At 70.2% G+C, this 14,508-nt stretch carries 13 protein-coding genes; 7 read left to right on the top strand and 6 right to left on the bottom strand.

What is annotated here, in order from left to right; translation table 11 throughout:
* Positions 1–89: 89 nt before the first annotated feature.
* Positions 90–1,304, bottom strand: coding sequence for a formaldehyde dehydrogenase, glutathione-independent (fdhA, locus tag NF556_RS01350; protein ID WP_252593714.1), 1,215 nt, complete (start codon positions 1,302–1,304; stop codon positions 90–92).
* Positions 1,305–1,435: 131 nt separating this feature from the next.
* Entirely contained in the window at positions 1,436–1,990 is a 555-nt protein-coding gene (locus NF556_RS01345) for an RNA polymerase sigma factor (RefSeq protein ID WP_252593713.1), read from the bottom strand.
* A gap of 39 nt (positions 1,991–2,029) precedes the next feature.
* On the opposite strand from NF556_RS01345, the gene NF556_RS01340 reads away from it, so the two are divergent.
* Together NF556_RS01340 and NF556_RS01335 are read left to right on the top strand one after the other, a co-directional pair.
* Positions 2,030–3,391, top strand: coding sequence for a serine/threonine-protein kinase (locus tag NF556_RS01340; RefSeq protein ID WP_252593712.1), 1,362 nt, complete (start codon positions 2,030–2,032; stop codon positions 3,389–3,391).
* A 114-nt stretch (positions 3,392–3,505) separates the two neighbouring features.
* Positions 3,506–4,693 carry an OmpA family protein gene (locus NF556_RS01335; protein ID WP_252593711.1) on the top strand — a complete coding sequence of 396 codons (1,188 nt, stop codon included), beginning with the start codon at positions 3,506–3,508 and terminating at the stop codon, positions 4,691–4,693.
* A 142-nt stretch (positions 4,694–4,835) separates the two neighbouring features.
* Here NF556_RS01335 and NF556_RS01330 read toward each other — a convergent pair whose 3' ends face one another.
* Positions 4,836–5,297: a DUF3817 domain-containing protein gene (locus NF556_RS01330; protein WP_252593710.1), complete on the bottom strand. Its 462-nt coding sequence runs from the start codon at positions 5,295–5,297 to the stop codon at positions 4,836–4,838.
* Entirely contained in the window at positions 5,290–7,005 is a 1,716-nt protein-coding gene (paaN, locus tag NF556_RS01325) for a phenylacetic acid degradation protein PaaN (protein WP_252593709.1), read from the bottom strand. The genes NF556_RS01330 and paaN overlap by 8 nt, the downstream gene beginning before the upstream one ends.
* 53 nt (positions 7,006–7,058) lie before the next feature.
* On the opposite strand from paaN, the gene NF556_RS01320 reads away from it, so the two are divergent.
* The 3 genes from NF556_RS01320 (at position 7,059) to NF556_RS01310 (ending at position 10,010) form a co-directional block, all read left to right on the top strand.
* On the top strand, positions 7,059–7,697 hold the full coding sequence (locus NF556_RS01320) for a putative immunity protein (RefSeq protein WP_252593708.1): 639 nt from the start codon (positions 7,059–7,061) through the stop codon (positions 7,695–7,697).
* A gap of 66 nt (positions 7,698–7,763) precedes the next feature.
* Complete coding sequence (locus NF556_RS01315) at positions 7,764–8,669, top strand: deoxyribonuclease IV (protein WP_252593707.1); 906 nt, start codon at positions 7,764–7,766, stop codon at positions 8,667–8,669.
* 150 nt (positions 8,670–8,819) lie between these two features.
* Positions 8,820–10,010 (top strand): 3-hydroxyacyl-CoA dehydrogenase NAD-binding domain-containing protein, encoded by a 1,191-nt coding sequence (locus NF556_RS01310; protein WP_252593706.1) that lies wholly within the window; start codon positions 8,820–8,822, stop codon positions 10,008–10,010.
* 24 nt (positions 10,011–10,034) lie between these two features.
* Here NF556_RS01310 and NF556_RS01305 read toward each other — a convergent pair whose 3' ends face one another.
* Positions 10,035–10,439: a hypothetical protein gene (locus NF556_RS01305; protein ID WP_252593705.1), complete on the bottom strand. Its 405-nt coding sequence runs from the start codon at positions 10,437–10,439 to the stop codon at positions 10,035–10,037.
* Between the two features lie 54 nt (positions 10,440–10,493).
* Here NF556_RS01305 and paaI point away from each other — a divergent pair, with 54 nt between their 5' ends.
* The gene (paaI, locus tag NF556_RS01300) at positions 10,494–10,916 is read left to right on the top strand and encodes a hydroxyphenylacetyl-CoA thioesterase PaaI (RefSeq protein WP_252593704.1); all 423 of its coding nucleotides are present in this window, start codon (positions 10,494–10,496) and stop codon (positions 10,914–10,916) included.
* 41 nt (positions 10,917–10,957) lie between these two features.
* On the top strand, positions 10,958–13,123 hold the full coding sequence (locus tag NF556_RS01295; RefSeq protein WP_252593703.1) for a glycosyltransferase family 4 protein: 2,166 nt from the start codon (positions 10,958–10,960) through the stop codon (positions 13,121–13,123).
* A gap of 45 nt (positions 13,124–13,168) precedes the next feature.
* Here NF556_RS01295 and NF556_RS01290 read toward each other — a convergent pair whose 3' ends face one another.
* On the bottom strand, positions 13,169–14,371 hold the full coding sequence (locus NF556_RS01290; RefSeq protein ID WP_252593702.1) for a glycosyltransferase family protein: 1,203 nt from the start codon (positions 14,369–14,371) through the stop codon (positions 13,169–13,171).
* Between the last annotated feature and the right edge of the window lie 137 nt (positions 14,372–14,508).

Raw genomic sequence — 14,508 nt, 5'->3', positions numbered from 1 at the left:
CCCTAACCATCTGCTCGAGGGGAGGAAGGGCAGCCCGGCGGGCGGAGACGCTGGCCTCCGCCCGCCGGGCTCGTTTCGTGTTGGGCGAGTCAGCTGACCATGCCGTGCGGGTCGATCACATACTTCTTGGCCACGCCGGAGTCGAAGTCCTGATAGGCCTGCGGTGCCTCGTCCAGGGACACCTTCGTGGCGTTGACCGCCGTGGCGATGTCTACCTTGTCGTGCAGGATCGCCTGCATCAGACCGCGGTGATACTTCATCACCGGGCACTGGCCGGTGACGAAGTAGTGCGACTTGGCCCAGCCCAGGCCGAGCCGGATCGAGAGCGAGCCCTCCTTGGCCGCGTCGGTGGCGGCGCCGGGGTCGCCGGTGACATAGAGGCCGGGGATGCCGAGCCCGCCACCGGCCCGGGTGACGTCCATCAGCGAGTTGAGCACCGCTGCCGGCTGCTCGGTGCTGGCCTGCTCACCGTGGCCGCGGGCCTCGAAGCCCACCGCGTCGACGCCGCAGTCGACCTCGGGCAGCCCGAGGATCTGCTCGAGCTGGTCGGGGACCGGGCCCTTGGACACGTCGACCGTCTCGCACCCGAAGCTGCGGGCCTGCGCCAACCGCTCCTCGTTGAGGTCACCGACGATCACGACCGCCGCTCCGAGCAGCTGGGCCGATGCTGCGGCCGCCAGGCCCACGGGACCGGCACCGGCGACATACACCGTCGACCCGACCTCCGTGCCGGCCGAGACTGCGCCGTGGAAACCCGTCGGGAAGATGTCCGAGAGCATCGTCAGGCCCATGATCTTGGCCAGCGCCTGGTCCCGGTCCGGGAACTTCAACAGGTTCCAGTCGGCATACGGCACCAGGACGTATTCGGCCTGGCCACCGACCCAGCCGCCCATGTCGACATAGCCATAGGCACTGCCGGGCCGGTCGGGGTTGACGTTGAGGCAGATGCCGGTGGCACGCTCCTTGCAGTTGCGGCAGCGGCCGCAGGCGATGTTGAAGGGCACCGAGCAGATGTCGCCCTCCTTGATGAACTCCACGCCGGGCCCGGTCTCGATGACCTCGCCGGTGATCTCGTGGCCCAGGATCAGGTCCTGGGGCGCAGTGGTGCGGCCCCGGACCATGTGCTGGTCGGAGCCGCAGATGTTGGTCGTGACGACCTTGAGGATCGCGCCGTGCGGGACGGGACGGCCGACGTTGTCCGGGTTGACGCCGGGGCCGTCCTTGAGCTCGAACTCGGGATAGGGGATGTCCTGGACCTCGGTCTTGCCCGGCTCGAGGTAGGCGATGCCGCGATTACTGGCCATGGGGGGCTCACTTGTCTCGGCCCCGGCCTGGTGTCCCGCTCTTCGGATCACTGACGCCGTGACCGCTGTGGGGGTCCTCTCACCGTAGGGCCAAACACGCACCCGCACCAGACCCTGCGAGACGGCGCCGGTCAGTGCCCCTGGCCGTGGCCGGTCAGCAGGTCGCGCAGGGCCGAGCGGCCGTGGTTGATCCGCGACTTCACCGTCCCGAGGGGGACGCCGAGGCGCTCGGACACCTCGGCATACTCCATGCCCATCAGGTCCCGCAGGACCACCGCCTCGACCAGGTGGGGGCGGTCCTCGCGCAAGGCTGCGAGGGCCTCGACGACGTCGACCCGGGCGCCGGCCAGCACGCTGACCCTGCGCGGGTCGATGGGGGGAGAGTCCGGCTCGGCGGGCACCGCCTGGTCGCGCAGCCGCCGATAGGTCGCGAACGCGCAGCGCGCGACCAGCGGATAGAGCCAGGTCGTGAACTTGCTGCGCCCCTCGAACCCGGCAATGCCCCGGCTGACCGCCAGCAGCGCGTCCTGCGTGGCGTCCTCGGCGTCGCCGTGGAAGGGCAGCACGCGACTGCATCGGCGCAGCACCTCCGGACGGATCCGCTCCAACAGCGCCCCCAAAGCAGCCTCGTCCCCCGCCGCCGCTGCCCCGGCCAGCTCCTCGACGCCGCCCTCCGTCTCGTGCATGTCGCGATCGTAACCGGGCCGATCGGGCAGGATGTGCGCATGGCTCTGCCCGAACGACTCGGCCGGCTGCACGTGCTCCGGCGGGTGGGGACCGGGGGTTTCGCCAGCGTCTGGCTCGCCCACGACCCTGCCCTGGACAGCGCGGTCGCGGTGAAGGTGCTGGCCGACAACTGGGCCGAGCGCAGCGACGTGCGCGAGCGGTTCCTGGCGGAGGCCCGGCTGCTGCGCCGCGTCGACGGCGACGGCGTCGTGCGGGTCTATGACATCGGTGAGCTGGACGACGGTCGCCCGTGGCTCTCCATGACGTATGCCGATCGCGGGACTCTCGCGGACCGGCTCCCCTGGGGCGGTGGTCCCGTGGGCGCGATGGCCCTGCTGCACGATCTGGCGGATGCGGTTGACACCCTGCACCGCCACGGCATCGTGCACCGCGACCTGGCGCCCGGGAACATCCTGTTCGTCTCCGACCCGCGGCGCGGCGAGCGGGTGCTGGTGGGAGACCTGGGGCTCGCCAAGGACCTGGGCTTCGCGTCCGGGCTGACCCAGCCGGGAGGCACGGGCGCCTATCGCGCCCCGGAGCAGCTGGAGGTCAGCGACCAGGTCGGGCCGGCCACCGACGTCTATGCCCTGGGTGTCCTGGCCAGTGAGCTGCTCGGAGGCCACCTCACCCCTGCCCAGGAGCAGGTGCTCAGCCGGGCGCGCAGCGCCGAGCCTGCCCAGCGGCCCGACTCCCCACAGCACCTCGTTGCCGAGCTCCGCGCTGCGGCCACCACGGGGGCGGCGACCACGCCGCCGACCAGCACGGGGGCGGCGATCACCCAGGTGTCCCCCATGCTGCCGACCACTACCCCCGCCCCGCCCAGCCAACCGAGCACGAAAGCGAGCGGGCAGCCGAGAAGCCGGCCACGCGGCATACCGTGGCTGGTCGGGGCGTCACTCGTCCTCGTCCTGGTCGCCGCTCCTCTGGTGTGGTGGGTCACGCAATGGGAGACGTCCGCAGCGATCGAGACTCCCGACGGGTCCCTGGCCCTGACGATGGACTCGGGGGGCTGGGAGCACGTGGGGGCGGCCAGCGTCCCCGGCGCCGAGGACTCCTCCGGGACCATGGTCGACGGCGATGGGGTCCGGATCAGCCTGGCCTTCACGAAGGAGACGCGGTCTGCATCGGACGCGGTCAGCGACCGGCTGCGCCTCGACTGCGTCGGACCGGTGACCCGTGTGCTGCACCAGGGCACGTGGGAGGGGCTGGCCATGGAGTTCAGCGACTGCCCAGACGGCGGGACCGCCATCGTCTTCGGCCTGGAGCACGAGCAGCTGGGCACGGCTCTGATCGAGGCGAGCGGCCAGGAGACCCCTGACCTCGACACCCTGCTGGCGCGGTTGGAACTGCCCACGCAGTGAGCCCGCGGGACGCGGCGAGGAAGTCGTCGAGAATCTCGTGAACTTTTCTGGCGCAGCGCTCCTCATACACTCTGAACGGCCCGAACAGCGGGTCAGGACACAGGAGCTCACCTCATGCGCACCACGAACGCCCGCAAGGCCACTGTTCAGCTCGCTGCCGCGGCCGCCCTGACCTTCTCCCTGGGGGCGTGCGGCGCAGCCGACGACGCCCCGACCGCCGAGCCTGCCGCGGCTCCGCTGCAGGCCGCCAACTCCGAGTCTCCTGAGCAGCCCACCGCGGCCCAGACCGGAGAGCCTGCCGAGACCGAGCCACCGGCCGAGACCACCACAGCGGCTGCCTCTGAGGCTGTCGCCGAGACCGATGCTGCCGCAGAGACCGATGCTGCCGGGACCACGCCCGCCAGCACGTCAGAGGAGCCGGCCGAGCGTGCCGCCCCCACCGCCGATGAGACCCTCGCGGCCGCCGACGTCAGCGCGGAGGCCAGCGACAGTGGGCACACGGAGACGCTCGACGAGGATGGCGGCATCGTCGTCGACGGCTCGCGGGTGACCTTCGTCTATGTCAATGGCACCCAGTTCACCACTGACATCGGCGCCCCCATCGGCGAGGTCCCGTTCAACTACACGGACGGCACGATCACCCTGGCGTTGGAGGCAGACGGCAGCGGCATGCTCGTCGACGGAACGGCGGTCACCAGCATCAACCCAGACGGGTCCGGAGCGATCACAGAGACGAGCGGGATCCTGGCCATCGGGGCCGACGGGTCGACGTCCTGCGTCACCGGTGACCACTATTCCTGGACCAAGGCCGACGGGACCGGAGCCGCGGGCGACTCCGGGGGCCTCCTCATCGTTGACGGGTCCGGGACGGTCATCGTGGGCACCCCGCCGTCCCCGCAGGACCTGGTCGGCCGCTACACCGCCTGCAACCTGGAGGGCACCGCCCGGGTGGACCTCTCGGCTGATGTGCTGTTCACCTTCGGCAGCGCCGAGCTCACCGACACGGGCCGGGCCGTGATCACAGAGGTCGCCCAGACGATGGCCACCAACGGCGTCACCACCGCAACGGTGACCGGCCACACGGACTGGGTCGGCAGCACCGAGTTCAACCAGGATCTGGGCCAGCAGCGTGCCGACGCGGTGGCCGACGTGCTCAGCGGTGTGGTGCCGGGCGTGGAGATGTCCACCGACTCCGCGGGCGAGTCACGGCCCGTGGCCGCCAACGCCAACCCGGACGGCTCGGACAACCCAGCCGGACGCGCCCAGAACCGTCGGGTGGAGATCGCCTTCAGCTCGAACTGAGCTCTGCGGCCCCCGGCACCGCCGCGTCACCGTTCAACTGCACGCGTCCTTCACATGGATCCGCGATCTGGCGTGAAGGGTGCGTGCACGTGCACCTGCTCCGGCAGCCGCGGATGCGCCAACCTCGCACGAACGCTCAGAGCTAGGCTTCCTCGCGGACCGGCGGTGCGTCGAAGTCTCCCAGGAGCCCCTTGCGCAGGGCCCACTGCTCGAAGACCACCGTCATGAACGGCGGGACTGCAGCGACCAGGGCCAGCAGCAGCACCTTCGCGTTCCACCCGAAGACGCTCTTGGTCGCGAACGTCACGAGGATGTAGATGATGAACATCGCGCCGTGGAGGGGACCAAAGATCTGCACCCCGACCTCGCCGACGTCGGTGAAGTACTTGAAGTACATGCCGATCAGCAGACCCAGCCAGGTGAACGCCTCGGCAAAGGCCACCACCTGGAAGACCTTGCGGTTCAGGGCGGAGCCGCGTGCGTGATAGGTCAGGGCCGAGTTGCGGTCACGAGAGCGCCAGTCCTGGTTGGCCTCCCGACGGCGCTGCTGCATCGCCGACCGGGTCGCCCGGGTCACGGCGCGGCCCAGACCGAGGTTAGACATGACGCCTGCTGGTGATCACGCGGAAGCGGTTGGCCACGAATGCCGCGTCGGTGTAGGCCGCGTTGGCCGCGGGGTTCGCGCCCGTGCCGTGGAAGTCGCTGAAGGCGGCAGTCTGGTTGACGAAGATCTGCCCGGTCAGGTTCTCCGACAGGGCAACTCCCGCGTCGGCGGCGGCCTCGCGGGCGTCCTCGAGCACCTGCTCGTCGGTGGAATAGACGGAGGCGGTCATCGCGCCGTGCTCACGCACCGTGGTCCGCAGCAGGTCCAGCGAGCTGGCCGTGTCCTCGGTGCGGATCACGAAGGCGACCGGGCCGAAGCACTCCTGGCTGTATGCCGGGAGGTTGGCGGCGTCGACCCCGACCAGGGCGGGGACGCGCACCACCGCATCGGGGTAGGTGGGGTGGGTGACCGGCCGGGCATCGAGGATCACCTCGCCGCCGAGCCGCTCTGCCAGGCCCGGCACGTCAGTGGCCCGGGACCGGACGTCGGGATTGACTGTGGCACCGAGGATCTCGACTGCTCGGGCGTCGTCGGAGTTGAAGGCGGTGATGGCCCTGGCGAGTTTCTCGGCGAACTGCTCGTGCGTCAGCTGACCCTCATCGGTGGCCACACCCCCGGCCGGGACGTAGACGTTCTGCGGCGCCGTGCACATCTGGCCGGAGTAGAGCGAGAACGAGAAGGCCAGGTTGCCCAGCATCCCCTTGAGGTTGTCGGTCGAGTCGACGACGACCGTGTTGAGCCCGGCCTTCTCGGTGTAGACGAGCTTGCCCTCCGCAGCGGCCTCGCGCTCCAGCCAGCCGCCGAAGCCAGGACCGCCGGTGTAGTCGATGATCCGGACCGCCGGGTGCAGGGCCAGGGTCTTGGCCAACCCGTCCTGCCCCTCGACCGGCTCGCCCTCGGCCGCCAGTTGCACCAGGGCCTTGTCGAAGCCGGCCTCGGCCAGCACGTCCCGGGCGATCGAGACCGTGATCGCCAGCGGCAGCACGGCCTGCGGGTGCGGCTTGACGATGACCGGGTTGCCGGTGGCGAGCGAGGCAAACAGCCCGGGATAGGCGTTCCACGTCGGGAAGGTGTTGCAGCCGATCACCAGGGCCAGCCCGCGCGGGATGACGCGATAGTCCTTCAGCATCCGGATCGGGTCGCCCTTGGTCGGCTTCTCCCAGGTCACGGAGGCGGGGACACGCTCCTGCTCCACGAGCGCGGCGGCGACGGCCTCCAGGGCCCGATCCTGGGCGTGCGGCCCACCGGCCTGGAAGGACATCACGAACGGCTGCCCCGACGTGTGCATGACTGCGTTAGCCATCTCGTGACTGCGCTTGTTGATCGCCTCGATGATCTCGACGCAGACGGCGGCGCGGGTGCGGGCGCCGGCATCGCGCCACGCCGGGATCGCAGCCTGCGCTGCGGCCACGGCCTCCGTCACATCGAGCTCGGGATAGCGCACTCCCAGCGGCGGGCCATAGGGCGAGACCTCGACGCCGACCTCCTCGCCGGTGGTCGGCTGGTCTGCGAGCGGGGAGTATGCGGAGTTGCGGGCTTGCTCGAAGGCGGCCAGTCCGTCCTGGGCCGCGTTCTCGCCATAGACCCGCGGGGACGGGGACTCGGGATAGCGGCTGTAGTACTCGCGGGTGGCCAGGGCGTTCGTGGCCGTGTCGAGCACCTCGCCATGGGTCTGCAGGAGGGCTGCTCCGGGGGCTGTCTCAGTCACCCAACCACCCTAACTGGCCTCGCCTGATGAACTGGGGTCGGCAGAATGATGGGATGAGCACCTCGACCGGCGACTTCGCCCTGAGCACGGACGAGCTCCGAGTCGTCGTCGGCTTCGCGCTGGCGAGCGCCGAGGAGGTCCTGGAGATCTTCGAGACCGCGCAGCCTGACGACGCGAGGCCACGGGCCGCGATCGATGCCGCGCGCAGCTTCGCGGAGGGCGCCCCGCGCAGCAACCTCCAGCGCACCACCAGCACGGACGCTCACCGCGCGGCCCGTGAGGTCATCGATGCAGCGGCAGCACACGCAGCTCGCGCGGCGGGCGACGCCGCGGCCGCTGCCTATCTGCACCCGCTCGCCCAGGCGACCCAGGTCGGTCACATCCTGCGGGCTTCAGCTCACGCCGCGCGTGCCCTTGAGCTCAACGCGGGCGGAAGCGCGCAAGTCGGTGATGATGCCATCGGACGAGCTCGGCAACGGGCCACGTCCGCCCTGGTTGCGGTGTTGCTTCGTTATCCCCTGGCTCCCACGGGTCGCACGCGGGTGGCCGAACTGATGTCCGCTCTGCACGCCAGCCTGAGGGCGACCAGTGACGTGCAACGTGAGGACGAGCGGCTCTGGCAAGCCAGGGTGGGTGACCTCATCGAGTTCACCCGTGACGACATACGAGCAGATCTGTTCGGCGACGGGTAACAACCTTTGTCGCGAGCACGCAGTCGGGTTGGTCGGCCCACCCGCAGCCCACGTAACCTTCCCGCTGTGCCAGCCACTCCGCATACCGATCCCGCCGTCCGCAACCCCATCGGCAGCCATGTGCCCGTCGGCAAGGGGCTCGTCGCGGGTGCTCTGACCACTGCCCTGGAGATGGGCGCCGAGACCCTCCAGATTTTCGTCGGCAACCCGCGTGGCTGGGCGCTGAGCGCAGGCAAGCCAGCCGACGACGCAGCCTTCTCGAAGGCCCTGACCGAGCGAGGGATGCGAGCCTTCATCCACTCGCCTTACCTGGTCAACCTGGGCAGCCCAACGGCCGCGACCTATGAGAAGTCCGTCCAGACCGTGGCACACAACCTCCTGCGCGCTGCGCAGACCGGGTGCGAGGGCGTGGTGGTGCACACCGGGTCCTTCGTCGATGCCAGCGGTGATCCAGGACTGTTCGAGGCGGCGGTGCGGCAGGTGCGCGAGGGGCTGCTGCCGATTCTGGAAACGCTCGACGACGAGTCCGCGCCGTGGCTGCTGCTCGAGCCAACAGCTGGGCAGGGGCGCTCGCTGTGTGCGGGGGTCGAGGACCTGCACGACTACCTCGCGGCCCTGGACTTCCACCCGAAGGCGGGCATCTGCCTGGACACCTGCCACGTCTTCGCCGCGGGCGAGCCGCTGGACGAGCCCGGTGGGGCCACGGCCGCCGTCTACCGGATCGCCGAGATCGGTGGACCTGGACGACTGCGATTGATCCACGCCAACGACTCGATGGACGTGCGCGGTGCGTTCAAGGACCGGCACCAGAACATCGGGCAGGGCCACATCGGCGAGGGCGCGTTCGAGGAGCTGTTCGCCCACCCAGGAACCGACGGCGTGCCGTTCGTCCTGGAGACACCGGGTTCCCGCGAGGTCGGCCATCCTGATCTGCCGCTGCTCAAGGAACTGCGCGCCCGCGCCCAGGGCTGACCAGCCAACCACGCGCTCGGTCGCCCCTCAGACCAGCCAGCCACGCGCCCAGTCGGGGTTCAGACCAGGCGCCCACGCGCTCGGTCGCCCCTCAGACCAGCCAGCCACGCGCCCGGTCTGGGTGAGGGGACGGATGGCACGATGAGTCGCATGCCACTCACAGACGAGACCGTTGTTGCCGTTGTCGGGGCCGGGGCCATGGGGGTCGGGATCGCGCAGGTCGCGGCGCAGGCCGGGCACGAGGTGCACCTGGTGGATGCCGCCGAGGGTGCCGCTGCCGCCGCGCGGGAGAAACTGGCCGCGACCCTGACCCGCCTGGTCGACAAGGGGAAGCTGACGAGCGACGAGAGCGCCGGCATCCTCGAGCGGGTCATCATCGGGCCAGCTGCCGACGGTGACCTCAGGGAGTTGCCCCCGGTCGGCCTGGTCATCGAGGCCGTCGTGGAGAAACTGGCCGTCAAGCACGAGATCTTCGGCACGCTGGACGACGAGCAGGACGAGTCGACCGTGCTGGCCACCAACACCTCCAGCCTGGACATCGGGGCCATCGCCGCGGACCTGGCGCACCCGGAGCGGGTGATCGGACTGCACTTTTTCAACCCGCCGCCGCTGATGAAGCTCGTGGAGGTCGTCCGCACGACCCAGAGCGCACCGGAGATCCTGCGAGACGCGCAGGCCCTGATGGAGAGCTGGGGCAAGACCCCCGTCCTGTGCACCTCCACGCCCGGGTTCATCGTCAACCGCGTCGCCCGCCCGTTCTATGGCGAGTCCCAACGCCTGCTCGAGGCAGAGGTGGCCGACGCCGCGACGCTCGACTTTGCGCTGCGCGAGCTCGGCGGCTTCCGGATGGGGCCGTTCGAGCTCACCGATCTGATCGGTCAGGACGTCAACTTCGCTGTCGGCAACTCCGTGTGGCACCAGACCGACCGCGATCCGCGCTATGAGCCGGTGGCCGTGCAGCGCGAGCTGGTCGAGGCGGGCCGGCTCGGGCGCAAGACGGGGCACGGATATTTTGAGTATGCCGAGGGTGGGCAGCCCGTCGGCGTCACCCCCGACGAGGGCCGGGCCCGGGAGTTGGTCGGCGGGCCGATCGAGACCGACCCGGTGGCGCGCACCATCGCGATGCTGGTCAACGAGGGGGTCGACCTGGTGCGTCGCGGGGAGGCAACCGCCGAGGACGTGGACACGGCGATGAAGCTCGGCACGAACTATCCCAAGGGGCCACACGAGTGGCTCGCCGAGATCGGTGCAGCCACCATCGTGGAGCAGTTGCGTGCGCTGGACGCGGCCTTCCCCGGCGGGCGCTATCGCGTGAGCCCGGCCCTGGAGGAGCAGGTCTGACAGTGGTGCGGGCGCAGGTCGGGCTCAGCGGCGGAAGCCGTCGCGGTCGACGCCGAAGGGTCGGCCGCCGCGGATGAACAGCAGCAGTCCACCGAGGCCGAAGAAGATCAGCCCGACCGCCCCGACGCCGACGCTGAGCTGCCACGGGCCACGGTTGAAGGCGTTGTGATCGTTCCAGGCGACCACGCCGAGGGCAGCGCATCCCACACCCATCAGCATGGCGATCACACCCATCACCCGGGCACGCGCCACCGGGGAGAGCCGACCGCCCAGGAGCTCGAGGAGACCCACCGCAAGACAGGCTCCGAAGAAGAGGATCGCGGCGACGGCCACCGGTCGACTGGAGGGGTCAACGACCCAGATCAGCACACCAAGGGCCACGAAGATGGCCCCGCCCACGACCAACATGATGCTCCTGCCCCGACTCATGGCCCCGATCCTGACACGGCCGCCGCTGCGGATCAGCACCGATAGGGTGCCCCCGTGGACCTGACACATGTGCACACGATGTGGGCGCAGGATCGCGCCTCGGCCGCGCTCGGCATGGACTGTCTGGAGGTCACGCACAGCGAGGGCCACGGAGCCGCGACCGTGTCCATGATCGTCACGGACACCATGGTCAATGGGCACGACATCTGCCACGGTGGCCTGATCTTCACGTTGGCCGACTCGGCCTTCGCGCTGGCCTGCAATGCCGGCGGCTCGCCCACCGTCGCGGCGACGTGCGACATCTCCTTCATCACCGCCGCACGCCTCGGGGACACCCTCGTGGCCACTGCGGTCGAGCGGGTGGCCTACGGGCGCAACGGGATCACCGACGTCACCGTCACCCGCGCCGTCGACGCTGCTGTGGTGGCCGAGTTCCGCGGCCGGTCCCGCTCGATTCGCCCCACCGCACCGGCCTAGCGCACGGGCTGACCAGCGGACGCACTGGCTACACTCTCGTCGTGGCAGCAGCCGACAGCACACCGACCCTGACTCCACCGCCGGTGGACGGTGACGTGCTGTCCACGACCGAGCCCCAGCACCTCGTCGCGCTGGCCCACAACGCCGCAGAGTTCACCCGGGTGCGCCACCATCTGCGAGGTCTGACCTGGGCGGGACACCAGGTGGTTCTGGTCTGGCTTGAGGGTGACCCCGACGGTCAACTGGACTTCCTGGCCCAGCGGCGCATCCGCCCCGGTCTCGTGCGCTCGACCGCAGGGGTGCGCCAACTGATCTCGACCCCTCGCGAGCACTGGCGAGGGGATCGGACCAACCTGGTCGACGCCAGCCGGCTCGATCCAGCGGTGTTGCGTCTGCTGGACTGGGCCGACGGGGTCATCGCCTTCGGAGACCAGGCCAAGGAGGCCCTCCAGGACGTCATCGAGGGCCGCAGCGTCCGGGTCCCGCACAAGGACCTGCGTGGCTGGGCGGGGCTTGGCCTGATCTGGCAGGACTTCCGAGCAGCGTCTCGCGCAGGGGTGCGCACCGCCGAGTTCGCTGATGACCTGGCCGACCGGGTCACGCTGTTGCAGCCACCGGCTCCGGACGAGGTACAGGAGGAGTTCACCACCTTCCTGGCCGGGGTCGCCCGGGCTGGTCACCACCGGGAGGCGCTGCGGCTGCTCCCCTACCTCCAGCTGGGGCAGGCGGACTGGGTGGAGCTGGCGCGGCGGCAGGCCGTCTTCGCCTATGTCCACACCTCCGCTGCAGGCCGGGAGCACCCGGATCTGCGCGACAGCGCAGCGGCGCTGTTGCCCGCGATCGACTCTCTGCTGGAGACCGACCTGGAGCGCGCAGCCACCCTGACCACCCTGGCTCTGGGGCTGCTCTTCCACGTTGAGCTGCATGCGGACAAGCTGACCACTCCGCTGGTGGAGGACCCGGACAGTTATCTGCAGGCCTGGCGCGACTCCCGGGTCGGGCAGGCCCTGGCCCGGCCCGTGCCCCGCCCACCGGCTCCGCACTCAGCGGCTCCCCACCCACCGACTCCCCACCCGCAGGGCGAAGAGCAGCCGCATGGCGAGGAGCAGCCGCAGGGCGAGCAGCAACCGCGGCGGGTGATCGCACTGCGCGGCTCTTATCCGCGGTTCTCGGCCCAGGTCGTGGAGGAGTTGCGGGCGCGTCCGGGCACGGAGGTCGTGGAGCACACCTGGGCAGGACGCAGCACCCAGGTCACGGGACTGGGCATCCGGCTGGAGCCGGTCGAGGCCCGGCTGCGCCAGGCGATGGGCGAGGACGTGCCCGACCCCGAGTTGGCCGCGTTGTTCGACGGGGCCGATGCGGTGTTCATCGATTGGGCCGACCGCGGAGCCTGCGTGGCCCTGATGCAGGTGCCGGCCGGGGTGCACGTCACGTTGCGGATCCACAGCATGGACGCCCTCTCCCCCTGGATCCACCTCATCGACTGGTCGCGGGTCGACGACCTGGTCCTCGTCAGCGAGCACCTGCGCGATGTCGTCCAGCGTCTGCTCGGCGACCGGCTGTCCAGCACCACCGTGCACGTGGTGGCCAATGCCGTTGACCCCGCCCGCATCCCGACCGACAAGACTCCTGGCCACCTGCGGCGACTGCTCGTCATCGGGTGGGCACAGCCGGTCAAGGACCCGCTGTGGGCGCTGGAGGTCCTGAGTCGGCTGCGGCAGCACGACCCGCAGTGGACGCTGGTGCTGGTTGGCTCAGACTTCCTGCCCTCAGCCGTCACCTCTGGTGTGCAGTATGCCGAGGCGTTCCGTGCCCGACTGACCGAACCGGACGTCTGTGGCGGGGTGGAGTTTGTGTCCCCCACCTCGGAGATCACACCGCACCTGCGGTCGGCCGGCTTCGTGCTGAGCACCAGCCGGCGTGAGTCGTTCGGCCTGGGCCTGGTGGAGGGTGCTGCCTCGGGGGCCGTGCCGGTCGTGCGCAACTGGCCGATCTTTGCCCGTCTCGACGGCGCACGCCGGCTGTTCCCGCAGGACTGGGTGGTGGACAGTGTGGACTCGGCGGTCGAGCGGGTCCTGGAGCACGCCGACGAGCCGGCGTGGCAGCGCGGGTCGAAGGCCGCACGGGGCGAGGTCGAGCAGCGCTTTCTCGCCGACGCCCCCGCCCGGGCCCTGAGCCGGATCATCCTGGGCGAGGGACCTGCCTGAGCCCAGAGCGTCTGCCCCTGCCGTCAGGAGCGTCGGCCCCAGCCGTCAGGCCGAGGCGATCTGAGCGAGCACCTGGACGGCAGCGCTCGTGTGCTGGACCGGTGAGCGGAGGTCCAACGGCTGAGCGGCCAGCGGGCTGCCAGCCTCGACCAGGCCCCACACCGGACGACCACTGCCTCGGTAGTCGCTCCACTTGGACGGCAGAAACGGGTTGGCAGGGAACAGTTTGCGCGTGACCGCGTCATTGATGAGCAGCGCGTCCATGCGGGTGCTGAGCGCCAGGAAGTCCAGATAGCTGACGAAGGGCCGAGCCCGCACGGCCTCGACCCCGGGCAGCCTGAGGCCACGCAGGGCCGTCATCAGCGCCTCCGGTTTGGCGGTGTAGACGTCAATCTGCAGGCGCTCGCGCACGTCCGATGGCAGGGCACTGAGGGCGGCGACGACGCTCGTCATGCTGCGGTTGGCATAGAAGTTGCCGAAGTAGCCGATGTGTCGACGATCCGGGTCGAGCTCTTCCTCGGGGTCGGCGAGCTGATAAAACTCCGCGGGCAGGGTCGGGTGCGGCGCCACGACCGCCCGCTCCGTGACGCGCGCCGCGAGCGCCTCGTCGGTGATGCGGCTGATCATCAGGTCGCGCTGGTTCTCGTTGGTGAAGATCAGCTCGTCCGCCAGCGCATAGGGCAGCGTCTCGACCCACGCGAACAGGTTGTCCCCGGGCGGCGCGAAGCCAGCGGCCTCGACCGCTGCGGTCAGTTCCTCCAGCAACGGGCCGTCGCCGACAGCGGAGTGTCGCTCCTTGGCGTCGACATAGACCGACAGCGGGTCGGAGAACTCTGCGGTCCAGCGCAGGTGCGGGCGCAGGGTCTTCAGTCGTGCTGCGAGGAAGTGGCTCGGCACCCAGTGGGCCCGGCTGTAGACCCGCTCATAACCCGGTCCGTCCTGATCCCACTCAAGGGCCTGAGCAAGACCGGCCTCGACGAAGGTGCGCACGCCCCGCCAGGACGAGAACAGCGTCGGGGTGTCCAGGACGGCCCGACGCCGCACCAGGGTCCCGGCGATCTGGTCCAGGGCGGGGTCGGTGCCCCGCAGCGCGGTCATGTCGTTCTGCAGGACGTCGACCGGGCGACCGGCCGCACGCACCCTCTTGGCCGCGACGATCGCTGCTGTGTCGACGTGGGGCGCGAAGGCATAGGCCACGACGAGGTCGGTGGCGGGTGCCCCCTGCTCGACTGCCTGACCGCGTGCCATAGACGTCACTCTAGAGGTCACCGAAGGGCCCTTGGGGTGAGTCGCCGGGGCGGGTCGGGGGGTCGGCCGCCGCCGAGATCGTGGCATGCTTGGTCGCCAGCAGGCGGCGGATCTGCGACAGACGCCTGCCCCGAACC

Origin of the sequence: Ornithinimicrobium faecis (genome assembly GCF_023923225.1) — a bacterium.
Classification (GTDB): Bacteria; Actinomycetota; Actinomycetes; order Actinomycetales; family Dermatophilaceae; genus Ornithinicoccus; species Ornithinicoccus faecis.
This window is presented reverse-complemented; position numbering and strand designations above follow the sequence as displayed.